The organism is Enterobacter sp. CPE_E890 (assembly GCF_046521475.1).
In the GTDB taxonomy this organism is placed as follows: domain Bacteria; phylum Pseudomonadota; class Gammaproteobacteria; order Enterobacterales; family Enterobacteriaceae; genus Enterobacter; species Enterobacter adelaidei.
This window is the reverse complement of the sequence record NZ_JBKFZW010000001.1, coordinates 1815241-1840614: the sequence shown is the minus strand read 5'-3', so window position 1 is coordinate 1840614 and position 25374 is coordinate 1815241. Positions and strand designations below refer to the sequence as shown.

18 protein-coding genes and 1 other RNA gene are annotated in these 25374 nt (G+C 52.2%); 7 read left to right on the top strand and 12 right to left on the bottom strand.

The genetic code is table 11. The features are described 5' to 3' along the window. Positions 1–17 precede the first annotated feature (17 nt). The 4 genes from ACLHV9_RS09035 to ACLHV9_RS09020 all read right to left on the bottom strand — a co-directional run bounded on the left by ACLHV9_RS09035 (position 18) and on the right by ACLHV9_RS09020 (position 4546). A complete protein-coding gene (locus ACLHV9_RS09035; protein ID WP_071448112.1) occupies positions 18–1256 on the bottom strand; it encodes a restriction endonuclease subunit S in 1239 nt (412 codons plus the stop codon). Further along, a complete protein-coding gene (locus tag ACLHV9_RS09030) occupies positions 1246–2769 on the bottom strand; it encodes a type I restriction-modification system subunit M (protein ID WP_236906848.1) in 1524 nt (507 codons plus the stop codon). The genes ACLHV9_RS09035 and ACLHV9_RS09030 overlap by 11 nt, the downstream gene beginning before the upstream one ends. A gap of 584 nt (positions 2770–3353) precedes the next feature. Further along, positions 3354–4322 carry an IS5 family transposase gene (locus ACLHV9_RS09025; RefSeq protein ID WP_000654811.1) on the bottom strand — a complete coding sequence of 323 codons (969 nt, stop codon included), beginning with the start codon at positions 4320–4322 and terminating at the stop codon, positions 3354–3356. Positions 4323–4339: 17 nt separating this feature from the next. Continuing rightward, the gene (locus ACLHV9_RS09020; protein ID WP_103278977.1) at positions 4340–4546 is read right to left on the bottom strand and encodes an AlpA family phage regulatory protein; all 207 of its coding nucleotides are present in this window, start codon (positions 4544–4546) and stop codon (positions 4340–4342) included. Positions 4547–4706: 160 nt separating this feature from the next. On the opposite strand from ACLHV9_RS09020, the gene ACLHV9_RS09015 reads away from it, so the two are divergent. Further along, positions 4707–5939, top strand: a complete 1233-nt coding sequence (locus ACLHV9_RS09015; RefSeq protein WP_103278976.1) for a hypothetical protein — start codon at positions 4707–4709, stop codon at positions 5937–5939. A 157-nt stretch (positions 5940–6096) separates the two neighbouring features. Here ACLHV9_RS09015 and ACLHV9_RS09010 read toward each other — a convergent pair whose 3' ends face one another. Beyond that, on the bottom strand, positions 6097–7299 hold the full coding sequence (locus ACLHV9_RS09010) for a tyrosine-type recombinase/integrase (protein ID WP_103278975.1): 1203 nt from the start codon (positions 7297–7299) through the stop codon (positions 6097–6099). 267 nt (positions 7300–7566) lie between these two features. Between ACLHV9_RS09010 and ACLHV9_RS09005 the strand changes: the two genes are divergently transcribed. Together ACLHV9_RS09005 and ACLHV9_RS09000 are read left to right on the top strand one after the other, a co-directional pair. Further along, positions 7567–7703, top strand: a non-coding RNA gene (locus ACLHV9_RS09005) — RtT sRNA. 171 nt (positions 7704–7874) lie between these two features. Then, complete coding sequence (locus ACLHV9_RS09000; protein ID WP_108090240.1) at positions 7875–8558, top strand: DUF2076 domain-containing protein; 684 nt, start codon at positions 7875–7877, stop codon at positions 8556–8558. Between the two features lie 81 nt (positions 8559–8639). Here ACLHV9_RS09000 and phoH read toward each other — a convergent pair whose 3' ends face one another. The 4 genes from phoH to efeU all read right to left on the bottom strand — a co-directional run bounded on the left by phoH (position 8640) and on the right by efeU (position 13220). After that, positions 8640–9428 (bottom strand): phosphate starvation-inducible protein PhoH, encoded by a 789-nt coding sequence (phoH, locus tag ACLHV9_RS08995; RefSeq protein WP_008503509.1) that lies wholly within the window; start codon positions 9426–9428, stop codon positions 8640–8642. Positions 9429–9929: 501 nt separating this feature from the next. Beyond that, complete coding sequence (gene efeB, locus ACLHV9_RS08990) at positions 9930–11213, bottom strand: iron uptake transporter deferrochelatase/peroxidase subunit (protein ID WP_108090241.1); 1284 nt, start codon at positions 11211–11213, stop codon at positions 9930–9932. A 5-nt stretch (positions 11214–11218) separates the two neighbouring features. Beyond that, positions 11219–12346 carry an iron uptake system protein EfeO gene (gene efeO, locus ACLHV9_RS08985; protein WP_028019103.1) on the bottom strand — a complete coding sequence of 376 codons (1128 nt, stop codon included), beginning with the start codon at positions 12344–12346 and terminating at the stop codon, positions 11219–11221. 40 nt (positions 12347–12386) lie between these two features. After that, on the bottom strand, positions 12387–13220 hold the full coding sequence (gene efeU / locus ACLHV9_RS08980; protein WP_028019104.1) for an iron uptake transporter permease EfeU: 834 nt from the start codon (positions 13218–13220) through the stop codon (positions 12387–12389). A gap of 251 nt (positions 13221–13471) precedes the next feature. Here efeU and ACLHV9_RS08975 point away from each other — a divergent pair, with 251 nt between their 5' ends. Then, positions 13472–14656, top strand: a complete 1185-nt coding sequence (locus tag ACLHV9_RS08975) for a NupC/NupG family nucleoside CNT transporter (protein WP_028019106.1) — start codon at positions 13472–13474, stop codon at positions 14654–14656. 31 nt (positions 14657–14687) lie between these two features. Here ACLHV9_RS08975 and ACLHV9_RS08970 read toward each other — a convergent pair whose 3' ends face one another. Beyond that, positions 14688–15107, bottom strand: coding sequence for a DUF3574 domain-containing protein (locus ACLHV9_RS08970; RefSeq protein ID WP_108090242.1), 420 nt, complete (start codon positions 15105–15107; stop codon positions 14688–14690). A gap of 117 nt (positions 15108–15224) precedes the next feature. Beyond that, on the bottom strand, positions 15225–16733 hold the full coding sequence (gene putP, locus ACLHV9_RS08965; RefSeq protein WP_108090243.1) for a sodium/proline symporter PutP: 1509 nt from the start codon (positions 16731–16733) through the stop codon (positions 15225–15227). A gap of 422 nt (positions 16734–17155) precedes the next feature. On the opposite strand from putP, the gene putA reads away from it, so the two are divergent. Continuing rightward, complete coding sequence (gene putA / locus ACLHV9_RS08960; RefSeq protein ID WP_108090244.1) at positions 17156–21118, top strand: trifunctional transcriptional regulator/proline dehydrogenase/L-glutamate gamma-semialdehyde dehydrogenase; 3963 nt, start codon at positions 17156–17158, stop codon at positions 21116–21118. Positions 21119–21220: 102 nt separating this feature from the next. Further along, on the top strand, positions 21221–21610 hold the full coding sequence (locus tag ACLHV9_RS08955; RefSeq protein ID WP_108090245.1) for a lysozyme inhibitor LprI family protein: 390 nt from the start codon (positions 21221–21223) through the stop codon (positions 21608–21610). Positions 21611–21678: 68 nt separating this feature from the next. On the opposite strand, the gene rutR is transcribed toward ACLHV9_RS08955, so the two are convergent. Continuing rightward, positions 21679–22317, bottom strand: coding sequence for an HTH-type transcriptional regulator RutR (gene rutR / locus ACLHV9_RS08950; protein ID WP_108090246.1), 639 nt, complete (start codon positions 22315–22317; stop codon positions 21679–21681). Positions 22318–22979: 662 nt separating this feature from the next. Between rutR and ACLHV9_RS08945 the strand changes: the two genes are divergently transcribed. Next, entirely contained in the window at positions 22980–25373 is a 2394-nt protein-coding gene (locus ACLHV9_RS08945; RefSeq protein ID WP_407220380.1) for an AAA family ATPase, read from the top strand. Position 25374: the final 1 nt, after the last annotated feature.

Here is a 25374-nt window from a genome sequence, read left to right as displayed (position 1 = left end):
TGTCCTTATTCTTCGCGTTAAGCGCTCACGGCTTCTTCAGCTTCTACTTTGACACGACGTTTCCCGGTCAGTAACTGCTGCATCAGGGCTTTTTTCTCTTCCTTCAGACAGGCGAGCTTTTTCTGCAGCGTGGTGATTTCGGCGTCGGCTGCGGACAGGACGTCAGCGATTTTTTGTTGTTCTTCAAAATGAGGAAACTTTAGCGAAACCTTTTCAAAACTGCTTTTATTTATTATAGGAACAGCAGTGGTTCCCGCTAACGTGAGGAGGGTTTTTACATTAAATTCGATTTGATAATAGAAAAATTCATTTGAATTGGAACCACGAACAATAACTGAGTTTATTTGCTGGTTTGTGCCCATATTTTCATCAGCAATAGCATTCTTCCCGATTGAGGCTATACATGTAACTAATATACTACCCTTCGGAACAATTCTGGCTTTTTTAGCTCCCTGTTCGGACAGCTTAATTTTTGTGTTTGAAACATATTTCCCAACAAAATCTTCTGCAGTAGCCCATGATATATCCCCACCATAGTTATCACTGTCGTTCTTCGGGGGTGTAGAGCCCGTGACAACCGTTCCAATGTCACTAATTTGTAAACTCTGCCACTCCCCACTAAACCTCACCCCATTCTCATCCAGCAGGCGTTTTTTTCCGGTAAGCAATTGCTGCATCAGGGCTTTTTTCTGCTGCTGACTGTTGGTGAGAAGCTTTTCCGTCACCGAAATCGCCTTATCCCAGGTTGACAGGATTTGGGCGATTTTCTTTTGTTCTAACTCGGGGGGAATAAGTACTGGTAACTCTTGTAGCTGCTTAGCCGATAAGTTAGCTTGCTTCGTTCCACCTGGAAATGAATACAATACAGATAGAATCAACTCACTCCGGAGTAGGTTCAAAATATAACCAGAGCTCGCATTATTTTTAGGAACTATCTTTAGTACCCGCTGATTTAGCAATGAGCATTGAGTGTTTGAAGGAATTTCAACTGTAAAACCATAATCACGTTTCCCCATGGTACCCGTCATAGACATGACCAAATCACCTGGCGACACCAAGAATCTTTTATAGTCAACTTTAAAGGAATCAGGTAAATACACAGGGTTACGGTTTAAATCTAATGTATTCTGGTATAGATTGCCCATCCTAAGTAAAGGAATACCTGTTGGAACAAAATCTTCACTTCTGAAGGCATACCCCATAATCGTATCTGCCAAATCTTTTAAGGTTCCAAGCGTCCATCCCTTAGGCACCATAACCCAACTCCTTCAGATAACCTGCCATCTCAACTTCCAGCTTCGCCAGTTCCACCTTCAGTTGCTCACGCTCAGCACGTACCGCCAGCAAATCAATTTCGTCTTCTTCCTCAAAGGTATCGACATAGCGTGGAATATTAAGGTTATAGTCGTTGTCCTGAATCTCTTTCAGGCTGGCGAGATAGGCGTATTTCTCGACGTTATCGCCTTCACGATAGGTGTTAACGATCTTCTGGATATTTTCTGCGCTGAGCTGGTTCTGGTTTTTGCCCGCCTTATATTCACGGCTGGCATCGATAAACAGTACCTTGTCATCCACTTTCTGTTTTTTGAAAATCAGAATCGCAGCAGGAATACCTGTACCGTAGAACAGTTTTTCCGGCAAGCCAATGACGGCATCCAGCAGATTTTCGTCGATCAGTTTCTGGCGAATTTTACCTTCGCTGGAGCCACGGAAAAGCACACCGTGTGGCACAACTACGCCCATACGGCCAGTTCCCGGTTTCAGGGTTTCGATCATATGTGAGATAAAGGCGTAATCGCCTTTAGTATTCGGCGGTACACCGCGACGGAAACGACCAAATTTATCGTTCTCAGCCTCGTCATGGCCCCACTTATCCAGGCTGAAGGGAGGGTTAGCTGTCACGATATCAAACAGCATCAGGTCGCCATTTTTATCGAGCAGTTTCGGGTTACGAATGGTATCGCCCCACTCGATTTTGTGGTTATCTTCGCCGTGAAGAAACATATTCATTTTCGCCAGCGACCATGTAGATCCAATCGCTTCCTGACCGAACAAGGCATAGTTACGGCTGTCATGCCCGGAGACAATTTTACGTCCGCACTTCATCAACAACGAACCGGAACCACAGGCCGGATCGCAGATGGTATCACCGGGTTGTGGGTCGAGCAGTTCAGCAATCAGGTCTGATACTTCCGGTGGGGTATAGAATTCCCCGGCTTTCTGCCCACCGCTGGCGGCAAAGTTTTTGATCAGATATTCGTAAGCATTACCGATAACGTCCAGCGTACCGACACGGCTTGGCTTCAGGTTAAGATCTTCACCGGCAAAGTCTTCCAGCAACTGACGCAGGATGGTGTTCTTCTGTTTTTCTTCGCCCAGACGGTCAGTGTTAAACGAAATATCCTGGAAGACACTTTTCCCGGCATCTTTCAGTTTGGTGCCGTTGGCTTCTTCAATCGCATGCAGCGCCTGATCGATACGCTCACCGTTGCCCGGCTCATGACGTCGCTCGTACAACGCATAGAAACTGGCGCTTTTCGGCAACACGAAGCGCTCGTTCGCCATCATCGCTTCAATCAGTTCCGGCGCATCGCCATATTGCACTTTATATTCGTCGTAGTGATCTTGCCAGACATCCGAAATGTACTTAAGGAATAGCATGGTAAGGATAAAGTCTTTATAGGTATCAGCACTGATGGTGCCACGGAACGTATCACACGCGGCCCACAGGGCTTTGTTGATCGTGTCCTGACTGATTTTGTCGTTCATGAATCATCCTGGTCTAAAGAAAAAGCTAGCGATGCAGGGCTTTGCATCTTAAAAATTGCGGTAAATGATACCGTAAGATGCCTCCCCTGACACGCCAATATCGCAGCATTCAGGTTTGCATCATCCCCGTAATATCGACATGAGACAGACTGACACAACCTGGCTCGTCACTCGCTAAAAACCAATTATCTTAGTAAGATAGCATCCATATTAGCCATGGTGTAAAACTGCCGTTGGGGTAATGATGATCCATATATCGCCCGTTCTGGTGTGTGGGGCTGACATGATCCATAATCGGCAACGTTGATGCCCTTTGATAGTAATGATGACCGTCAATGTGATTCCCCTGCTGACTGGAGGTCTCCGGATAGTATGAGTATTACCAACTGCGTTATCGGCCCACTTTACGATGAGCAAATAAAAAAAACACTTATGTATGCTGACCATAAATTCAAGCGGCTAATGAATACACGAATGTCGTTACTCGAACATTTATCACCCCACTATGACTTATCTTCCATGTTCAGCTGGCTTTGTTGAATAAATAAGATTTCGTGCGAACGACCCTGTAGCTGGCTGGATTTTCAGGCAATACGCACGCTTTCTGGCATCCCAGCCTTTGTCATCCTGTTCAACGCACGCACCATGGCCATAGCTTCCGCTACCTGACCATCGTAGTCACGCAGCGTCAGTGAATCTCCCAACAACTGCTTCATTCTATACATTGCCGTTTCCGCTATCGAGCGACGGTTATATTCCGTTGTCCATTTCCACCGTGCATTGCTTCCGCTCAGCCGCTGATTAGCAACGGCACGGTTGCGGTCTGCGTACTCACCGGGCCAGTAACCTGCTCCTTTTCGGGGAGGAATAAGCGCGCTGATTTTTTTGCGGCGCAGTTCATCGTGACAAAGCCGTGTATCGTAAGCCCCGTCTGCCGCGGCTGCCCTGATTTTTCTGTGAGTCTGCCGGATAAGGCCCGGGAAGGCTTCTGAGTCCGTGACGTTATTCAGCGACAGGTCTGCACAGACAACTTCATGTGTGTTGCTGTCAACAGCAAGATGCAACTTTCGCCAGATACGACGGCGCTCTTTGCCGTGCTTTCTGACTTTCCATTCGCCTTCACCAAAGACCTTCAGCCCGGTGGAATCAATCACCAGGTGTGCGATTTCACCCCGGGTGGACGTTTTGAAACTGACATTAACCGACTTTGCCCGCTTACTGACACTGGTGTAATCCGGGCAGCGCAACGGAACGTTCATCAGGGCAAAAATGGAATCAATAAAACCCTGCGCAGCCCGCAGGGTCAGCCGGAATACGCGTTTAATCACCAGAACGGTGGTGATGGCGAGATCAGAATAGCGCTGGGGCCTTCCTCGTGATGAAGGCGTTGCCGACTCATACCAGGCCTGAATCGCCTCATCATCCAGCCAGAAAGTGAGGGAGCCACGGTTGATGAGAGCTTTGTTGTAGGTGGACCAGTTGGTGATTCTGAACTTTTGCTTTGCCACGGAATGGTCTGTGTTGTCGGGAGGATGCGTGATCTGATCCTTCAACTCAGCAAAAGTTCGATTTATTCAACAAAGCCCAGCCATTGATCCAGTTCGGCTTCCACCCAGCCTACAGACTGTTGCCCCAGTCGCCGCTGCTTTGGAAAAGTAGCATCGTAGCGTGGTGACTTCGGATCGAGCCAGTCGTAAATAGTCGAACGGGCGATGCCGAGTTTGGCTGTAACTGCACGCATGCGAAGAATCTTCACGGTCGGGGTATGGACGATCATCTTTCTACCTCATTAAACTGTTCGAAATTAAGTTGCCTGTTGAATAACGATTCGCCGTTATTCTCCACCTAAGCCAACTGGCTGGTATGCGATGGATTGTAATGAGGTCTAATAGTGTCTAAAATTGGCAGTTATCACTTACTTTTTTTGACACTAACTTATGCCAGCAACAACCCCCTTGCAGAAAGCAGCGTTTGATGCCATCGACAGCCTTCACTTCAGTCAGGTTGTAATGAGTTTCATCTACGGAGAACCCGCTGCAGAGTGGTATCCGCGTATACTTGGCAGAATCAACGGTCTGCTTCAGAAAACAGGGATAACCGGAAAACAGGCTGAGATAACCCGGCACTATCTGCTGGCTGCTCTTGAAATTTACCTGTCTGTTGACAGCAACTATTTTTCTAATATGGATGAACACCATAAAAAAACTGATGCTGGCGGTACGCCTTATAACAGAGCTATGCATGAACAATTTGCTGAACACGCACGAAATTTTAGTATTGCCATGCTGAGCAAGCTTGCTCGCGAAAATGGTGTGGACAGTGATTTCCTTGTTGGGGCAACGGAAGAGTTGATGAATGATAAGGCGCTGGCATTATCAACCATGCCGTATCTAATCAGATACCGACTAACTGAATGTTGCTTTGCACTGGAATACCTTGATGCGCCTCTAGGTTTTTATCGCGAACTGGCGAGATCTGATGTTATTCCAACTGCAAAATACTCACCTACTGTAGACAAGACCGATAAGGAATCTAACTCGGAACTATCGTTGCTGTTCGTCCGTGTCGGATTGCTGTTTGAGTTTAAAATGCTGCAAAGATCGCTGTCAGTAATGATTTCGCTTCAGGAGAACGGCTCTATTGTTTTTCCTGCTCTTGACTCCAGAATGCCTCGTACAGATCGCAAGAATATTGCCGATTACTACAAGAGGATTGTTGATATCTGGTTGCTGGAGGCACAGCCGAATTCTTCTGCATCTTTTAAGTGTAAAGACCGGGTTTCAACAACAGATGCTGAACAGCTCCTTAAAAACATGAGCCGATTTTATTTTCATCAACGAATGTTTGGTGGCACACAGGGAAGCTGGCTGGGTACACTGGGGGCATTTGATATCGAGGTCAGCCGTTGGGAAGAACCAGGGATAGCGATTTATTACGAGATGAATAATAAAAATACAATCTCAGATAAAATAAGCTCAAAGTTTAAGGGATCTGGCTTTAGTATATCAGCAAGAAGTTTATATTTACGGCATAAAGTGATAAGAAAAGATAGTTACTCTAAAGTTAGATATTATTGTGGTCTTTTAATGAATCAGCCATTCATGATCCCCTGGCATCTAAATGACAACAGCTATTACAACATGGCTCTGAAATTTGAAGAGGGAGAATAACTACAACGCATTCATGAACCTACCTGTTAATATAACCTTAGTAGGATTTTCATGGTGGTGATGGTGAACCGGTAATACCCTTATTTCTGTACCAGTCAAATACGGATGATCAGTAAAGTCAAAAAAAGAAAAGCGCCCCGAAAGGCGCAGAGCAAGTTTATTTCACCGCTGAAAACACGTAATCAGCCCATGCCTGCATCACCGGAATACGCTGCTCCAGTAAATCAGTACGATGGTACGCAGCCTCTACTTTGTTTTTCAGCGTATGCGCCAGTGCTCGTTCGGCTACATCCCGCGATATCCCCTGCTCACTGCACCAGTCCCTGAAACTGGAACGAAATCCATGAGCGGTTGCGAGTCGTCCGGGCGTATCGCTGACAGCCCCTGTTTTACGCAGGAAAGTGGTCATCACCATATCAGACAATACGATCTGTTTTCGCGGTGAGGGGAAGACCAGCTCATCGTGCAAACCCTGCATTTTTTCAAGCACAGCGACAGCCTGCAATGATAATGGAACACGATGCTGAATCCCCGCCTTCATTCTTTCCGGTGGAACAATCCATATTCGCTTGTCCAAATCAACTTCCTGCCAGCGCATACCACGGGCTTCTCCTGACCTCGCCCCGGTAAGGATCACAATCAGCAACAACGCACGGGTCACGTTATAGCGCTCGTCACTGTAGACTTTCGTCGCCACGTAAAGTGGAACATTTCGCCAGGGCATCGCTGGTTGGTGCTCAGTTCTTACATTAATACCCGCCTGTACCGGCAGTAAATGGTCAACCACATCAACAGGATTGGCAACACAATGCCCGTGAGCCCATCCCCATTGCATCACCGCATGGATTCGCTGTTTTACGCGACTGGCTGTTTCTGCCAGCGTGAGCCACACAGGGCGCAATGTTTCTGCCACATCAGCAGGCGTGATACGGTCGAGTGGTTTAGTTCCTAATGACGGAAACGCATACTGCTCCAGTGTTGATAGCCACTGCTTTATGTGCTTCTGGTTTTTCCATCCCGGCGATAGTTCAGCGTGAACCTGACGCGCTGCTGCTTCAAATGTCGGAATAATAACCTTCTCAGCTTCGGCTTTTTTCAACTCAAGCGGATCATCACCAGTCGCCAGTTGTTCGCGCATGGCCTGCGCCATACGTGCTGCTTCCGCGATACCGATTTCGGGATAAGTCCCCAGTCCGGCATTTCGCCTTTTTTGAGTAACAGGACTTACATAGCGTAAAACCCACTTTCCCCTCCCCTTTACTGATGAAGGATGAAGCGTAAGTCCCGTAATTCCGCCATGAGGCAACGGCCTGTCATCAGGTTTAATGTGCCTGGCTTTAGTGTCAGTAAGTAGTGCCATAAAAGGGAAAATCCTGCTGTTTTCAGTATGCCATCCAGTATGCCATGAAAAATTCTTGCACATTTCCGGTATGCCATTCAGTATGCCATCTGTGGTGTGTTTCGTCAGGGTTATATTGGTTTCAATCGGACAGGCATCAAGAAAAAACGCTTAATTTTATTAGGTTACAGGATTAGATTGAACATCTCTGTATTCATATTTAGCGGTCCCCCTCACCGCCATCTTTAAAGAAGAGCTCGCATGAAAATGCGGGCTTTTTTTTCGCATGTTGCACTCATGCAGGGGGGATGAGAATCCCCGACCGGGGTTCGACAACTGGCGACAGCCAGTTGGACAGACTGAGAGCGCAGCGAACAGGCTGCCCGCAGGGCGAGCAAAGCGAGTCAATCCCCCCCTCACCGCCATATTAAAAGAAGAGCTCGCATGAAAATGCGGGCTTTTTTTTCGCCCCAAAAGCAGAGCGAGTTTCAGCTAACTTGCAACCAATCTTAAACAAACATTTCACTCGCCAGACACAGTTTATCACCGCTGATAAACTAGGCGGTATCCCCCCTGGAGAGCGGAAGGTTATTGTCATGCAATATGAAGAACAGCAGCTAATCAACGGCCTTTTCGAACGTCTGAAACAGACCGGACAACAAAACAGCCAACGGGATGCCGATGCAGAGCGTCAGATCGCGGAATTCGTTAGACAGCAGCCTGCGGCCCCCTACTATATGGCGCAATCGATTTTGATTCAGGAAGCGGCGCTGAAACGCCTACAGACCCGGGTTCAGGAGCTTGAAAGCGAATTAGCCGTGCAAAAAAGCAAACCCTCGACGGGCGGCAGTTTCCTCGGCGGCCTGTTTGGTGGCGGGAAAAGCAACCCGCAGCCGGACAACAGCTGGAATGCCCAGCAGCAACAGCCACCGGCGCAGGATTATTCACGGGCGGCAGCGCCGGCTTCGGCTCCTCGCGGCGGCAGTTTTATGGCAGGCGCGCTGCAAACAGCCGCTGGCGTGGCCGGTGGCGTCGTGCTGGCCGAGATGCTGACCAGTATGTTCCATCAGTCGCGGCCGGAAGAGATCGTGAACATCATCGAAGAACCGACAACGCCCGCCGGTAATGAGTCGTTTATCGGTAATCAATACGGCGACGTTAATAATGTCTCTGACACCCGCTTCCTCAACCAGGACGATCCGTTCGGCAATAATAACGACACCTGGCAGAACGACGATGCAGATGACGACTACAGCGATGATGACGACAGTTTTATTTAACGACGTTAGCTAAAGTGACTTTAAACATACAAGGGAAAAAAACAAAGCCCGGTTTCCCGGGCTTTGAACAGAACAACAAACTCAATAATACGCTTGCAGCGTGCGCTGACACAGCGCCGATCGCACGCAGTCATCTTTGGTGAAGCGGACCACCCCAATCATCTCATCTTCCTCAAAACGTGACATAGCGTCGCTCAGTCCGGATTTCACGCCGGATGGCAGGTCACACTGGGTAATATCGCCGTTAACGATAACCGTCACGTTCTCCCCGAGGCGCGTCAAAAACATCTTCATTTGCGCAGCGGTCACGTTCTGAGCCTCGTCAAGAATGACGACCGCATTTTCAAATGTACGTCCGCGCATATAGGCGAACGGCGCGATTTCCACCTTGCCAATCTCTGGCCGCAGGCAGTACTGCATAAAGGAAGCCCCCAGTCGTTTCACCAGCACGTCGTAGACGGGCCTGAAGTATGGGGCAAACTTCTCCGAAATGTCTCCGGGCAAGAAGCCGAGATCTTCATCAGCTTGCAGTACCGGACGGGTGACAATAATCCTCTCCACGTCCTTATGGATCAGCGCTTCCGCCGCTTTGGCTGCACTGATCCAGGTTTTCCCGCATCCGGCTTCACCGGTTGCAAAGATGAGCTGTTTACTCTCGATAGCATTCAGGTAGTGCGCCTGAGCCTCATTGCGCGCCACAATTGGAGAATTGTCACGGCTGTCCCGCGCCATGCCAATTGCTTCTACGCCACTCATCTGCACAAGCGAGGTGACCGATTCTTCTTCACGCTGTTTATGGCTACGTGAATCCCGTCTCAGCACACGTTTTGCTTCGCGACGAGCTTTGATCACTGCTTTTTGTCTTCCCATGGATAGCACCTTGAGTTGTTGGTATTCATCACACGCGCCAGTTTCAGCACGATTATGCGCACGAACATCAGAGGGTTGGCTTCCTTGTAAGCCATTGCTTGCTTTATCGGATGACGATACGGAACAGCTACGCGCACCGTTCTGCACGTCGGTCGAATGAGATTCTTGAGGAAGGGGGGAGAATTTAGTGGTGAGGAAATCGCTGCCGGAGTCTGAGCCTCCGCGCCGGGTGCTGCGGTTGTTGTGTTTACCATGTCCAGTACAGGACGCAACCATTCGCGATCTCCATAGTGATTCAGCATCACTGCCGGGAACTACCGCTGTCTTATCTTAATTACATCAGGTGTTATCATAAACGCAACATTTATTTTACCTGATTGCAACCTTTAAGACTGTCCCTACAGTTGAAATCAGTCTCATACAGAAATATTACAGAAATATAACAACAGAATCGTCATATGAAAAAATAATGTCCCTGCGAACGTGGCGCAGGGACAGCGATCAGGCCTCAATCAGCCCTTGAGCGAGATACGCGTGTTGATCGCGTACGCCTGGCAGGGCAAAGAAATAGCCGCCGCCGATAGGTTTAATGTACTCTTCCAGCGCTTCTCCATTTAGCCGCTTCTGCACGGTCAGGAAGCCTTTTTCCAGATCGTGCTGATAGCAGACGAACAGCAGCCCCATATCAAGCTGACCGGAGTTGGTTACGCCCAGAGAGTAGCTGTAGCCACGGCGCATCATCAGGCTGGACTGCGTCTCTTTGGTGCGCGGATTAGCCAGACGAATATGGCTGTCCAGCGCAATCACATCGCCATTCGGATCGCCGGCGTAGTCGGGCACATCATGCTCATTCTTCATGCCCAGCGGTGCCCCACTCTGCTTATCACGACCAAAAATCGTCTGCTGCTCTTTGAGCGGTGTGCGGTCCCAGAACTCCACGTGGAACTGAATAATCCGCACTGCCTGGTAGCTACCCCCAACGGCCCATGTCGGTTCGCCCTGATCGGCAGTGACCCACACCACCTCCTTCATGAGCGCACCATCGTGGCTGTCCGGGTTGGCCGTACCGTCCTTAAAGCCCAGCAGGTTAACCGGCGTCTCTTTCCCTTTACTGCGGGCAGCATGGTCTGAGATAAACCCTTCCCGTTTCCAGCGCACGCTCAACAGATCCGGCGTGTGCTTGATAATATCCCGAAGGGCGTGGATCACCGTGTCCTGGGTATTGGCGCAAATCTGCAGAAGCAGGTCACCGTGACAGAGAGCCGCGTCCAGCGAGTCATTCGGGAAACGCGTCATTTTCTGCAGCGCTTTTGGCTTCTGTTTTGCCAGTCCATAGCGCGCATCAAACAGCGATTCACCGAGCGAAACGGTCATCGTCAGGTTATCCGGGGCGATAAACGGCCCCAGGATACCGGAGTCCATGGGCGGAAGACGCGGATTTGGCGTTTCCGGTGCCGGCCCGCCTGCGGTGAGAAACGCGATACGTGTCGTCAGCAGACGGAACAGACGCTCCAGATCCGCTTTATCACTCGCCAGTGAGTCAAATGCCACCAGCATCATCGACGCCTGCTGCGGTGTCAGAATGCCCGACTGATGTTCACCGTAAAACGGCTGCGTCTCCATGCGAGCATTAGGGGACAGCGTGCCGGGCGCGCTTTGCGGCTTCGCCGCATGCGCCACCGGACACCCACCAGCCAGCGCAAGAGCGCCCCCCAGCGCCCCTACCCCTTTTAGCAACCGACGACGTGAAGGCTCAATCACCTCGCTTTCGTTATGCTTATTCATCGTGCTTAGTCCAGACCCAGTACGCCACGCAGCAGGGAGAGATCTTCCGCCAGGGCGGTAATCGGGCCTTTAAGCGCGTTGCGGTCGGCATCGGTCAGCTTATCGTAGGTTTCAAAGCCGTCTTTGGTACGGTACTTCGCCAGAATGGCGTCGACTTTTTTGAAGTTAGCATCCACTTTAGCCAGCAGTTCGCCGTTCTCTTTCTGCAGTTGAGGACGCAGCAGATCGACAATTTTTTGTGAACCGTCGACGTTGGCCTGGAAATCCCACAGATCGGTATGGCTGTAGCGATCTTCTTCACCGCTGATTTTGCTCGCGGCCACTTCTTCAATCAGCCCTGCGGCGCCGCCCACCACTTTTGACGGCGGGAAGGCCAGCTCGCTGATGCGCTTTTGTAGCTCCAGCACATCACCGTTCAGTTGCTCAGCGTATTTCTCCATCCCTTTGGTGGAGTTGTCGCCAAACAGGGCTTTCTCCAGACGGTGGAAACCGGTGAATTTCGGATCGGCCGCTTTCTGCTCGAAATCGTCTTCGCGGGCATCAATGCTGCCATCAAGGTCAGAGAACAACTCGGCAATCGGCTCGATACGCTCGTAGTGCTGACGGGTTGGGGCATAGAGGGATTTCGCTTTTTCGATATCACCTGCTTTCACCGCATCGGTAAAGGCTTTGGTACCCGCAACCAGGTCGGCCGTCTCTTTGGAGACATACGCTTTATAGGCGGTAATCGCCTCACCCAGGCTCAGCACCGCCGCACCTTTCGTCGCATCGGCCGTTGCTTCACCTTTGACGATCAGCTTACCTTTAGGGTTAGTCAGCAGACCGCAGGTCATCTCATACTCGCCCGGCTGCAGGTTGGCGGTCATCTTCTGGCTGAAGCCAGGAGCGATATTTTCGCGCTCTTCCACCACCAGTACACCCTTCAGAATTTCCCACTCCAGCGCCTTCTGGCTGTGGTTCTGGATAATAAACTGGGTCTTGCCGCTGTTAACCGTGAGGGTCATCGGCTCACACTGCTTGTCATTGACGGTGACTTTAACCTGAGGAACATCCGCACCCCAGGCGGAGAATGCAGAAGCGAACAGCGCGGCGATGCCTGCGCATAATGCACTACGACGGAACTGAATTGCCATGGCTCTTCCCTTTAAAAGTATGTTGTAACTAAAGCAAATATTATGGTGTAACGCGCGACGCCTGCGTGCCGGTACGCGGCGGCATTGCGAACAGCACCAGCGCCGGAATGAGATAGATAAAGTACATCGCCACTTCGCTGATGCTCGGGGTTTCCTGATAGCCGAAGATGCCTTCGAGCAGGGTGCCGGTCAGTGAATGGGTGGAAAGAACGTTGCTGAGATCAAACGCCACGTCCTGGAAATGGTTCCACAGGCCCGCTTCATGGAAGGCGCGAATCGCCCCTGCCGCCAGCCCTGCCGCCACCAGCAGAATAAACAGACTCGTCCACTTGAAGAAGGCCCCCAGGTTAAGGCGAATGCCGCCCCAGTAGAGCAGGAAACCCAGCACCACAGCCGTAGCAAGGCCCAGCATCGCACCTAACGGCGGCCAAATGCCGACATCCTGCTGAAACGCCGCCAGCAGGAAGAAAACGGACTCCAGGCCTTCACGCGCGACGGCGAAAAAGACCATCATGATCAGCGCCCAGCCGTGGTTATTGCTCTTTTGCAGGGCGTTATCCACCGCCTGCTCCAGCTGTACCTTTACGTTACGGGAGACTTTACGCATCCAGAACACCATCCAGGTGAGGATCACCACCGCGATCACCGCAACGATACCTTCAAACAGCTCCTGCTCTTTCTGCGGGAATTCACCGGTGGTTTCATTGATCAGGATGCCCAGGCCCAGACAGAGCGCCGCGGCAAGGAACACCCCCACCCACATGACGCCAATCCAGCGTCCGCGCTGGGTTCGCTTCAGATAACTGGCGATGAGACTGACGATGAGGGCAGCTTCGAGCCCTTCACGCAACATAATGAGAAATGGAACAAACATGCCGACACCTTAAATGTTTATCGCAGTCAACTGATGCAAAGAAAGGTAAATTCTTGTGATAGTGATTATCATTACGGCGAAGAGAAAAACAAGCGAAATGTGTGTTGTTTTGATGACGAGTTGTAAACGCAAAGTCTGGTAATAGTTGCCGTCGTTATCGTTAAGTTTATAAGTTATAACGAAAATGCCCATTTACGGTTAATCAGGGCTGTGGCTAAATACCTGCCTCAAACACCTGGTGAAAATTAATTATGTTTAAGATTGTCCATTTCCTGCTGGCGCTGGTGATTATTCTTGCGCTGGCCTGGCTGGTGAGTTTCGACCGCCGAAAAGTTCGCATTCGTTTTGTTTTACAGCTGATTGTCATTGAGATTGCTCTGGCGTTCTTTTTCCTGCACGCCGAAAGCGGGTTATTCCTGATTAAATACGTCTCAGGGTTCTTTGAATCACTGCTGAAATTTGCTGCCGAAGGCACCAATTTTGTCTTTGGCGGAATGGGTGAAAAAGGGCTGGCGTTCATTTTCCTCGGCGTACTTTGCCCGATTATTTTTATTTCCGCGCTGATCGGTATTCTCCAACACTGGCGAATTCTGCCGATATTTATTCGGGTGATCGGCACGCTGCTGTCAAAACTGAACGGTATGGGCAAACTGGAATCCTTTAATGCGGTGAGTTCATTGATCCTCGGCCAGTCTGAAAACTTCATTGCCTACAAAGGCGTGCTGGGCGATCTCTCCTCACGTCGCCTCTTCACGATGGCGGCTACAGCCATGTCGACGGTCTCTTTGTCGATTGTTGGCGCCTATATGACCATGCTCGATGCCAAATTTGTGGTGGCGGCGCTGATTCTGAACATGTTCAGCACCTTTATTATTCTCTCCGTTATCAACCCGGCGCGCCCGGAAGCGGAGCCGGATATCAAACTTGAAAAACTGCATGAATCCCAGAGCTTCTTCGAAATGCTCGGCGAGTATATTCTGGCTGGTTTTAAAGTGGCGATGATTATTCTGGCGATGCTGATTGGCTTTATTGCCCTTATTAGCGCCGTTAACGCCCTCTTCTCCAGCCTGTTTGGCATGAGCTTCCAGCAAATCCTGGGTTATGTATTTTATCCCCTGGCGTGGCTGGTGGGCATTCCTCTGAGCGATGCCTTAAATGCGGGCAGTATTATGGCAACCAAACTGGTGGCGAATGAATTTGTGGCGATGATTGAGCTGCAAAAAATCGCCCATGAGATGTCACCGCGCGGGCTGGGCATTTTGTCCATCTTCCTGGTGTCGTTCGCGAACTTTGCATCCATCGGCATTGTGGCCGGGGCGATTAAAGGCCTGAACGAGCAGCAGGGGAACGTGGTGTCGCGGTTTGGTTTGCGTCTGGTGTATGGCGCGACGCTGGTGAGTCTGCTGTCAGCGAGTTTTGCGGGTTTAGTGTTGTAAATGAGAACGGCGGGATATCCCGCCGTTGTGATTAAAACTGCACACAAACCGGCTGGTCGACACGCATCACCGATTCCTGCGCGAAGCGGGACTTATAAATCCCGCGTAACGCTTCGATGTTCTTTTCACTCTGCGCATCTTTACCGTGGATCAGCATCAATGCTTTACTCGGTTCACGCGCCACTTTCCCGTCGTTCCCCAACCACTGCCCACGCGCATCAAATACCGTCAGACCATCACGAAACCGCGGTGTAACGTCCTGATCAACAAACTGCTGCCACTCGTTACTGGTGATCTGCGCCCCAGCCGGACGGTTCAGTCCGAAATAGAGCGTGGTTTGCTGCATCTGGTTATCCGCTTTGCAGGTCCCTACCGCCGCGTGTTGCGATGGCGCAGTGCAGCCAGCCAGCATCAGTAATGCCGCTGCCATTACCCCTGTTTTGATTGTCATGCTTCGCTATCCTCATTGTTATAAGCACATGGATATCACAGGAAATTACGGATTTTGGCAAGAAAAAAGCCGGGCAGCGCTAGCGCTTGCCCGGCCTTCAGTGTTCCGAGGGAAAAATTATTCCGGCTGCAGCTTAGTCGGCGGTGCAGAGCGGTAATGCGCATCTGCTTCAGCAAAGCGTTTCTGCATGGAGGCGGACGGCGCTTTACCCAGCAGGCTGAAGACCACAATACCAACGCTGCCGAAAATGAAGCCCGGTATGATTTCGTACAGGCCCAGCCATGCGAACTGTTTCCAGACGATAACGGTCAGCGCACCGATAATCATTCCCGCCAGCGCGCCGTTACGGGTCATACGTGACCACATGACGGAGAACAGCACGACCGGACCAAATGCCGCACCAAAGCCCGCCCATGCGTAGCTCACGAGGCCCAGCACGCGGTTTTCCGGGTTGGCCGCCAGTGCGATGGCCACCAGCGCCACCAGCAGAACCATAAAGCGCCCTACCCACACCAGCTCTTTCTGGCTTGCACCTTTACGCAGGAAAGCTTTGTACAGGTCTTCGGTGATGGCACTGGAGCAAACCAGCAGCTGGCAGCTCAGGGTAGACATCACCGCCGCCAGGATCGCGGAGAGCAGAATACCGGCAATCCACGGGTTAAACAGAATCTGCGCCAGCTCAATGAACACACGTTCGGCGTTCTGGTTCACCGCGCCCGCCTGTGCCGGGTTATTGTTGAAGTACGCAATACCGAAGAAGCCTACCGCACACGCCCCCGCCAGACACAGGATCATCCACGTCATACTGATACGACGCGCATGCACGATGGTGTGGTGAGAGTCCGCGGCCATAAAGCGCGCCAGAATATGCGGCTGACCGAAGTAACCCAGACCCCAGCCCATCAGCGACACGATGGCAACGAAGTTCAACCCTTTCAGCATGTCGACGTTTTCAATGCTCTTCTGTTTGATCACTTCCAGCGAATCGGCAAAGCCGCCAACGGTGAAAATAACAATCACCGGGGTCAGGATCAGGGCGAAGATCATCAGGCTCGCCTGCACGGTGTCTGTCCAGCTTACGGCCAGGAAACCGCCCACGAAGGTATACAGGATGGTCGCCGCAGCACCGGCCCAGAGGGCGGTTTCGTAGCTCATGCCGAAGGTGCTTTCGAACAGACGCGCGCCCGCCACAATGCCGGAGGCACAGTAGATGGTGAAGAACAGCAAAATAACCACCGCAGAGATAATGCGCAGGATGCGGCTGTTATCTTCAAAGCGTCCGGTGAAGTAATCCGGCAGCGTCAGGGCGTTGTTATTGGCCTCGGTATGCACACGCAGACGGCCTGCCACCAGTTTCCAGTTGATCCATGCCCCGACAGTCAGGCCGATGGCAATCCAGCTTTCTGAAATACCGGAGATGAAAATCGCGCCTGGTAACCCCATCAGCAGCCAGCCGCTCATGTCTGATGCCCCCGCAGACAACGCGGTCACCATCGGGCCTAAACTACGTCCGCCCAGAATGTAGTCGTCAAAGTTCTTTGTTGAACGCCATGCCAAAAACCCTATAAGGATCATGCCAAAAATATAAACGAGAAATGTCACCAGCATCGGTGTGCTAATAGCCATTCAAATTCTCCAAAAAGTCGAGCGACAACCGTCCGGGTTGCCTTGTTATATGATCACCGGAACGTGGTGAATGTATCTTGTGTTTCCGTTGGGCGCGCTATCCTGCCGTATGCGCACCCCGCTGACAAACGATTTAACACTGCATTTACATCAAATTCATCCCTGGCTTGATACAACTTTCCTATAGGTTGCACTCGCTCAAACTTATACGGGTTGCACCTTTTAAAAATGTTAAGCGCCGCATAAAAACAGGCCTGAGATGCAGAAGCCAGCTCTTTTTTCCAGCTAACCATTCATTAACAATCCATTCATTTTCTGGGTTGCAAACCAGGTCACATTTAACACGGTTGCACAAAGTTGCAACATGGTGGATATTTCACGCTAACGACAGAACACTATTAAAGAACAACAGGAGTTTTGGCATGGGTATGACCACCATGGGGGTTAAGCTGGATGACGCAACGCGCGAACGGATTAAGTCCGCAGCCACCCGCATTGACCGCACACCACACTGGCTAATCAAGCAGGCAATTTTTAACTATCTGGAAAGACTGGAGAGTGAAGACGGTCTGCCAGAGCTGCCTGCCCTGCTGGCTGGCGCGGCGAATGAAAGCGAGGAAGCCCCGATCGCGGGCGAAGACAGTCATCAGCCGTTCCTTGAATTTGCCGAGCAGATCCTGCCGCAATCCGTCAGCCGTGCCGCCATCACCGGCGCCTGGCGCCGTGCCGAAACCGACGCCGTTCCGATGCTGCTGGAGCAGGCCCGCCTGCCAGAAGCGATTGCCGCGCAGGCACACAGCCTGGCGTATCAATTAGCGGACAAGCTGCGTAACCAGAAAACCGCCACCGGCCGCGCCGGAATGGTTCAGGGTCTGCTGCAGGAGTTTTCCCTCTCGTCACAGGAAGGCGTGGCGCTGATGTGCCTCGCGGAAGCGCTGCTGCGTATTCCGGATAAAGCCACCCGTGACGCGCTGATCCGCGACAAGATCAGCAACGGTAACTGGCAGTCACACATTGGCCGCAGCCCGTCGCTGTTCGTTAACGCCGCCACCTGGGGTCTGCTGTTTACCGGCAAGCTGGTCTCGACCCATAACGAAGCCAACCTCTCCCGTTCCCTGAACCGCATCATCGGCAAGAGCGGCGAGCCGCTGATCCGCAAGGGCGTGGATATGGCGATGCGCCTGATGGGCGAGCAGTTTGTCACGGGTGAAACCATTGCCGAAGCGCTGGCAAACGCCCGCAAGCTGGAAGATAAAGGTTTCCGCTACTCGTACGACATGCTGGGTGAAGCAGCGCTGACCGCCGCCGACGCGCAGGCCTATATGGTTTCTTACCAGCAGGCGATCCACGCCATTGGTAAAGCGTCAAACGGTCGCGGGATTTATGAAGGCCCGGGCATCTCCATTAAGCTGTCCGCGCTGCACCCGCGCTACAGCCGCGCGCAGTACGACCGGGTGATGGAAGAACTCTACCCACGACTGAAATCGCTGACCCTGCTGGCGCGCCAGTATGATATTGGTATTAACATCGATGCCGAAGAGGCCGACCGTCTGGAGATCTCTCTCGATCTGCTGGAAAAACTGTGCTTCGAGCCAGAGCTGGCGGGCTGGAACGGGATTGGTTTCGTTATTCAGGCCTACCAGAAGCGCTGTCCGTTCGTCATTGATTATCTGATTGACCTGGCAAGCCGCAGCCGTCGCCGCCTGATGATCCGTCTGGTGAAAGGCGCCTACTGGGACAGCGAAATCAAACGCGCCCAGATGGACGGTCTGGAAGGCTATCCGGTCTATACCCGCAAGGTGTACACCGACGTCTCTTACCTCGCCTGCGCGAAAAAGCTGCTCGGCGTGCCGAACCTGATCTATCCGCAGTTCGCTACCCACAATGCCCACACCCTGGCGGCGATCTACAGCCTGGCCGGACAGAACTACTACCCGGGCCAGTATGAATTCCAGTGCCTGCACGGCATGGGTGAACCGCTGTACGAGCAGGTCACCGGTAAAGTGGCGGACGGCAAGCTGAACCGTCCGTGCCGTATCTATGCCCCGGTGGGCACCCACGAAACCCTGCTGGCGTACCTGGTGCGTCGTCTGCTGGAAAACGGCGCGAATACCTCCTTCGTTAACCGTATTGCCGACACCACGCTGCCGCTTGATGAACTGGTGGCCGATCCGGTGCAGGCGGTTGAGAAGATGGCGGCGCAGGAAGGCCAGATTGGCCTGCCGCATCCGAAGATTGCCCTGCCGCGCGAGTTGTACGGCAAAGGCCGCGTGAACTCGGCAGGTCTGGATCTCGCCAACGAACATCGTCTGGCATCCCTCTCCTCTGCCCTGCTCAACAGCGCGCTGCAGAAATGGCAGGCTAAACCAATGCTGGAGCAACCTGTCGCTGATGGAGAAATGCAGCCAGTGATTAACCCGGCGGAGCCAAAAGATATCGTCGGCTACGTGCGTGAAGCGACTGACGCGGAAGTGGATCAGGCGCTGGACAGCGCAGTAAATAACGCCCCTATCTGGTTCGCCACCCCTCCTGAGGAACGTGCCGCCATTCTCGAACGCGCTGCGGTGCTGATGGAAGATCAGATGCAACAGCTCATCGGCATTCTGGTGCGCGAAGCGGGTAAAACCTTCAGCAACGCCATTGCCGAAGTGCGCGAGGCCGTCGACTTCCTGCACTACTATGCCGGCCAGGTGCGTGATGATTTCGATAACGAAACCCACCGTCCGCTTGGCCCGGTCGTCTGTATCAGCCCGTGGAACTTCCCGCTGGCGATCTTCACCGGCCAGATTGCCGCTGCGCTTGCGGCGGGCAACAGCGTGCTGGCGAAACCGGCAGAGCAGACCCCGCTGATTGCCGCCCAGGGCATCAATATTCTTCTGGAAGCCGGCGTTCCGGCGGGCGTGGTACAGCTGCTGCCGGGCCGGGGGGAAACCGTCGGTGCGAAGCTCACCGCCGATAACCGCGTGCGCGGCGTGATGTTCACCGGCTCGACCGAAGTGGCCTCCCTGCTGCAGCGCAACATTGCCACCCGTCTTGACGCGCAAGGTCGTCCGACGCCGCTCATCGCGGAAACCGGCGGCATGAACGCCATGATCGTTGACTCCTCCGCGCTCACCGAGCAGGTGGTGGTTGACGTTCTGGCTTCCGCCTTCGACAGCGCCGGTCAGCGCTGCTCCGCCCTGCGCGTGCTGTGCCTGCAGGATGACGTGGCCGACCACACGCTGAAGATGCTGCGCGGTGCAATGTCCGAATGCCGTATGGGCAATCCGGGCCGTCTCACCACCGATATCGGCCCGGTGATCGACGCGGAAGCCAAAGCCAACATCGAAAACCACATTCAGACCATGCGCGCGAAAGGCCGTCCGGTGTTCCAGGCGGTGCGCGAGAACAGCGAAGATACCCGCGAATGGCGGACCGGCACCTTTGTGCCGCCAACGCTGATTGAGCTGGCAAGCTTCGACGAGCTGAAAAAAGAGGTCTTCGGCCCGGTGCTGCACGTGGTGCGCTACAACCGTAACAACCTCAACGAGCTGGTTGAGCAGATCAACGCCTCCGGCTATGGCCTGACGCTCGGCGTGCATACCCGCATCGACGAGACCATCGCGCAGGTGACCGGCAGCGCCAAAGTGGGCAACCTGTACGTTAACCGCAACATGGTTGGCGCGGTCGTGGGCGTGCAGCCGTTCGGCGGCGAAGGCTTGTCCGGTACGGGTCCGAAAGCGGGTGGTCCGCTCTATCTGTACCGTCTGCTGGCGAACCGTCCGGAGAATGCCCTGGGCGTCACCCTGGCACGTCAGGACGCGGACTATCCGGTGGATGCGCAGCTGAAAACCGTGCTGACGCAGCCGCTGGAAGCGCTTATCACGTGGGCGGAAAAACGTCCTGAACTGCGTGCTCTCGCGCAGCAGTATGGCGAGCTGGCGCAGGCAGGTACGCAGCGTCTGCTGCCGGGTCCAACCGGCGAGCGCAACACCTGGACGCTGATGCCGCGTGAGCGCGTGCTGTGCGTGGCGGATAACGAGCAGGATGCGCTGGTGCAGCTGGCTGCTGCCGCGGCGACCGGTTGTGAAGTGCTGTGGCCGGAAGATGCGCTGCATCGTGACCTGGCTAAACAGCTGCCGAAAGCAGTCTCGTCCCGCATTCACTTCGCGAAAGCGGATGCATTGCTGACGCAGCCGTTTGACGCCGTTATCTACCACGGTGATTCTGACCAGCTCCGTGAACTGTGCGAGCAGGTGGCGGAGCGTCGTGGGCCGATTGTGTCGGTGCAGGGCTTTGCCCGCGGCGAAACCAACCTGCTGCTGGAGCGCCTGTACGTTGAGCGTTCACTCAGCGTCAACACCGCGGCCGCAGGCGGTAACGCCAGCCTGATGACCATCGGTTAATCGTGTAAAATCCCCCGGTGGCGCTAAGCTTACCGGGGCGGACATCTGTCACCACGGGCCGGATAAGCGCAGCGCATCCGGCTTTTTTACAGGGAGAAAATGATGAAACGATTACTGATTGCCGCAGGCGCGTTACTGCTGAGCACCAGCGCACTGGCGGATGAGTGCGGCAACGCCAGCACGCAGCTTGAGCTGAACACCTGTACGGCCACGCAATACCAGGCGGCAGACAAAAAGCTCAACCAGACTTACCAGGCCGCCATGAAACGTGCAGCTGTTCCACAGCGCGATCTGTTAAAGAAGGCACAACTGGCGTGGATAGCCCTGCGTGATGCGGATTGTGCTTTTGTCGGTTCGGGTACAGAGGGCGGCAGCGTGCAGCCCATGATCATCAACCAGTGTATGACGGAGAAAACCGTCGAGCGCGAAGCGTATCTGGCGTCGATGATGCAGTGTGAAGAAGGCGATTTAAGCTGCCCCCTCTCCCCATAGGGGCGAGGGAGAAAAGACAGCACAGAACAGTCCCCTCTCCCTGTGGGAGAGGGTTAGGGTGAGGGGAACTAGCGTACGCGGATCCCTTCGATAATCATCCGCTGCACGTTTTCCAGCGTGTTCTGGAAGAAGGTTTCATCCTGAAGTGTTTTGCCGGTTACCGCTTCGACCTGGGCCGAAAAGTCAGCATAGTGCTGAGTGGAGGCCCAAATCATAAAGATCAGATGATGCGGCTCTACCGGTGCCAGTTTGCCGCTGGCGACCCACCCGGCAATGATCTCCGATTTATCGTCCACCAGCTGTTTTAAATCCCCGGTCAGCTCGGTTTTCAGCAACGGCGCGCCTTGTAACATCTCAAGGCAGAACAACCGTGATGCCTGCGGGTAGTCGCGGGAGACCTCAAGCTTGAGGCGGATGTACTCTTTAATCGCCACCAGCGGGGTGAATTCTTCGCGAAACGCCTTGAGCGGCGCCAGCCAGATATCGAGGATCTGTTGCAGCACCGCAACGTAGAGCACCTCTTTTGACGGGTAGTAGTACAGCAGATTGGTTTTTGACACCCCTGCCCGCTCTGCCACCTGCTCCAGCCGCGTGCCGTGGATGCCAAACTGTGAAAACGTCTCCAGCGCCGCGCTCAGAATGGCCTGCTTTTTCGCACTCACCGCCTGCGAACGTTTACCGGGTGTTTTCACTGCACCTTGTGTCATCAGCGCTCTCCTTGTTGGTTTGCCATAGCATAGCAAATGCGGTGAGGTGTCTCGACATTTTGGGGGGATGGGGTGTGCTGATTCAAAGAAGGGAAAGAGTTGTGAGGGATGGCCGAGAGCGAATGTTGGCAACCATTGTGTTTAGTAGACTCTGGGGTCCTTTAGATGGGCGCTTCGTGCCATGAGCCGACAATGCTAAGTCCGCTTTACATTAGTTTTAGGGGAGCAGGTCAAAGGAGCCATTGGTCATTTATTTATACGCCAAACACCTCTGTAATAGGCATGATCACGCCTTGGCTTCGCCCAATGCTATTAATACTCAAGCAGCCAGAGGATTTTTAAACATTATTTGGTTGGGTTCAGTGGTGAAGGCCGGTTGGCCGTCATCGGGGTCCGTTGAACACAGGGTTTACCCGTTTTCACGTAAACTAACAGGTCTCGGTATAAGCATGGCCAAGTGATCATTAAGCTGGTCTGGGATTAACACTGTTTTTCAGTGCCAAATATTCCACTAGACAGTAGCGTTCAAAATTAATACAACATTAATATAACCATGGTTGAAATGCTGGCTTCAGCCTGAGTAGACCACCAATTTCACTTTACTGATAAATCTCATCCTTACACTGAGGATTTTTTCGTCATGACTGAGGAAAGGAGGCCACATGAAAATTGAATATATTGATATCCAAAATTACCGAAAACTGAAAACCTGCAGAATTCACTTAGCCGATAAAGAAACCCTGCTCGTTGGGGCAAACAATAGCGGTAAAACGTCCGCTATGGATGCCCTGATTTTCTTCCTCGACCAACGAGGAAAAACGACTGCGAGCGCGGCATCAGGTAAACCGACCACATCGCGCAAGCTGGGTGCGGCCGATTTCACCCTGTCGAACTGGCATATGCTAAATCTATTTGGTCTGGCATGGGTAAACGCCCAAGAAGCTGGTGAAAAGATTATCGATTGGCAGCCTTTATGTCCGACACTGGATGTCTGGTTAAAAGTCGAGAAAAGTGAGATCCACCGGGTGCGACACCTGATTCCGACATTAAAATGGGACGGCGGACTCTTGGGTATCAGGATGATTTATCAACCTAAAAACCTCGATGTCTTAAAAGCTGACTTTATTGACTGTTTTAAAGCAGCTGAGCAGCTTAAAGCAACGGCTGAAACAAATAGCAAAAAAGACTCGGACGGCACGGGAGCAGAAGCCAGTAGCTTCACCTTTTCGGTCTGGCCGGGTTCGATGCGGGAATACCTCGAACGAGAAGTATCCAAGGTCTTTGAGATTAAGTCCTACATACTGGATCCCGCAAAAGTTAATCCTGAGCCAAATGGGGAGTTTCACCCTCAGACACTGGCTGAGGAGCAACCCCCCTTAGATTTTTATCCTTTCAACGGACTGTTTAAGGTCGACATCATAGATGCGACACGGGGCTTTTCAGATCCCTATGTATCAACTGGTTCCCTGCATGGCGGGTCTAATCTGGCCAGTCAGATGAACCAGTACTATAACCGGCATTTGAACCCCACAGATCTTCCTGGTAATGAAGATCTGGACGCCCTTAAATCCATTGCGTATGCGCAACACTCTTTTGATGAAAGATTGAATGATGTGTTTACTGATCAGCTAAAGGAAATCGAGGGGCTGGGATATCCGGGCTTCACTGACCCACACATAAGATTATCGAGCAGGGTCAACCCTATCGACAATTTAGATCATGAAGCCGCCATTCTCTTTGAAATCCAGAAGACCAGTCAGGAGACGGGAACCTCCCTGATGAGTCTGTCCGAGAAATACAACGGTCTTGGTTACAAGAATCTTATCTCAATGGTATTTACCATGATGAGCTTCAGGGATCACTGGATGCGGGTTGGGAAAGCAGGGCTGAGAAAGCAGGAAGAGGATGCCACGGTTGAACCTCTGCATCTTATTTTAATTGAAGAGCCGGAAGCCCACCTGCACGCTCAGGTTCAGCAGGTATTCATTAAAAAAGCCTATGGTGTGCTACGGAATCATACGGATTTAGGTGAGTCTAAAAAATTCTCAAGCCAACTGGTGGTGAGCACGCATTCAAGTTACCTTGCGCATGAGGTGGGGTTCGAAAAACTCAGATACTTTAAACGCAAACCCGCGACAGGCTCACATGACGTGCCTACGGCAGATGTGGTTGATTTGTCTTGTACCTTTGGCCGCGGTAAAAGCGTTGAGGGGGATATTTCAGAAACGGCTCAGTTCGTCGCGCGTTACCTGAAGACAACTCACTGCGACCTTTTCTTTGCGAACGGAATAATTCTTGTCGAAGGTGCGGCTGAACGAATTTTGATGCCACACTTCATACGTAATGATCCCAACACCGATACCAGCCTAGACAACAGCTACATATCAATTCTGGAAGTTGGCGGATCTCATGCTCACCGGCTGAAATCACTAATTGATATTCTTGGGATCCCTACCCTTGTTATTACAGATACCGATGCTCAATGCCCCCCCGTGGAAACTCCGGAAGACTCGGGTAGTTCTAGAGCCAAGCCAAAAGCCATCCGACCAAAGCTAGGAAAAGGATACATAACTGGCAGCCATTCCATCAAAACCTGGTTAGGGGGTGAGGACGATTTGGATAAAGTCCTCAGTATGCCTGAGCATAAAAAAGTTTGCGGTAAAGTGAGAGTCGCCTTTCAGTACGGCATCCCCATTAAATTTAAGCCAGACGGTGATGAAGCCTTGGCATATCCATACACCTTTGAAGATGCGATTGCACTTACAAATCCCGATTTATTCCGAAATGTAGAAAAACCGACCGGGATGATGAGGCAAATGCAAAAAGCACTTAAGCTTAGTTCGCTTGAGGAGTGCTGTGAGGCGCTTTTTGAGGCCCTCACTTATGATAAAGCTGAAATGGCACTCGATTTACTGTTCTGTGCAGACCCTGGAAAGCTCATCGCACCAGCCTACATACAAGAGGGTCTCGACTGGCTTAAGCAAGCGCTGGATGATGCAAGTAAAGACCTCACTCCGGTAGTGATTGATACCACTGACCAGCAGGAGGTCAAATAGA

Excerpts from the sequence above, each read along its gene's own strand:
- ACLHV9_RS09035 (WP_071448112.1), bottom strand. The coding sequence starts at position 1,256 with ATGGTGCCTAAGGGATGGACGCTTGGAACCTTAAAAGATTTGGCAGAT.
- ACLHV9_RS09030 (WP_236906848.1), bottom strand. The coding sequence starts at position 2,769 with ATGAACGACAAAATCAGTCAGGACACGATCAACAAAGCCCTGTGGGCC.
- ACLHV9_RS09020 (WP_103278977.1), bottom strand. The coding sequence starts at position 4,546 with ATGATCGTCCATACCCCGACCGTGAAGATTCTTCGCATGCGTGCAGTT.
- ACLHV9_RS09015 (WP_103278976.1), top strand. The coding sequence starts at position 4,707 with ATGCCAGCAACAACCCCCTTGCAGAAAGCAGCGTTTGATGCCATCGAC.
- ACLHV9_RS09010 (WP_103278975.1), bottom strand. The coding sequence starts at position 7,299 with ATGGCACTACTTACTGACACTAAAGCCAGGCACATTAAACCTGATGAC.
- ACLHV9_RS09000 (WP_108090240.1), top strand. The coding sequence starts at position 7,875 with ATGCAATATGAAGAACAGCAGCTAATCAACGGCCTTTTCGAACGTCTG.
- phoH (WP_008503509.1), bottom strand. The coding sequence starts at position 9,428 with ATGGGAAGACAAAAAGCAGTGATCAAAGCTCGTCGCGAAGCAAAACGT.
- efeB (WP_108090241.1), bottom strand. The coding sequence starts at position 11,213 with ATGAATAAGCATAACGAAAGCGAGGTGATTGAGCCTTCACGTCGTCGG.
- efeO (WP_028019103.1), bottom strand. The coding sequence starts at position 12,346 with ATGGCAATTCAGTTCCGTCGTAGTGCATTATGCGCAGGCATCGCCGCG.
- efeU (WP_028019104.1), bottom strand. The coding sequence starts at position 13,220 with ATGTTTGTTCCATTTCTCATTATGTTGCGTGAAGGGCTCGAAGCTGCC.
- ACLHV9_RS08975 (WP_028019106.1), top strand. The coding sequence starts at position 13,472 with ATGTTTAAGATTGTCCATTTCCTGCTGGCGCTGGTGATTATTCTTGCG.
- ACLHV9_RS08970 (WP_108090242.1), bottom strand. The coding sequence starts at position 15,107 with ATGACAATCAAAACAGGGGTAATGGCAGCGGCATTACTGATGCTGGCT.
- putP (WP_108090243.1), bottom strand. The coding sequence starts at position 16,733 with ATGGCTATTAGCACACCGATGCTGGTGACATTTCTCGTTTATATTTTT.
- putA (WP_108090244.1), top strand. The coding sequence starts at position 17,156 with ATGGGTATGACCACCATGGGGGTTAAGCTGGATGACGCAACGCGCGAA.
- ACLHV9_RS08955 (WP_108090245.1), top strand. The coding sequence starts at position 21,221 with ATGAAACGATTACTGATTGCCGCAGGCGCGTTACTGCTGAGCACCAGC.
- rutR (WP_108090246.1), bottom strand. The coding sequence starts at position 22,317 with ATGACACAAGGTGCAGTGAAAACACCCGGTAAACGTTCGCAGGCGGTG.
- ACLHV9_RS08945 (WP_407220380.1), top strand. The coding sequence starts at position 22,980 with ATGAAAATTGAATATATTGATATCCAAAATTACCGAAAACTGAAAACC.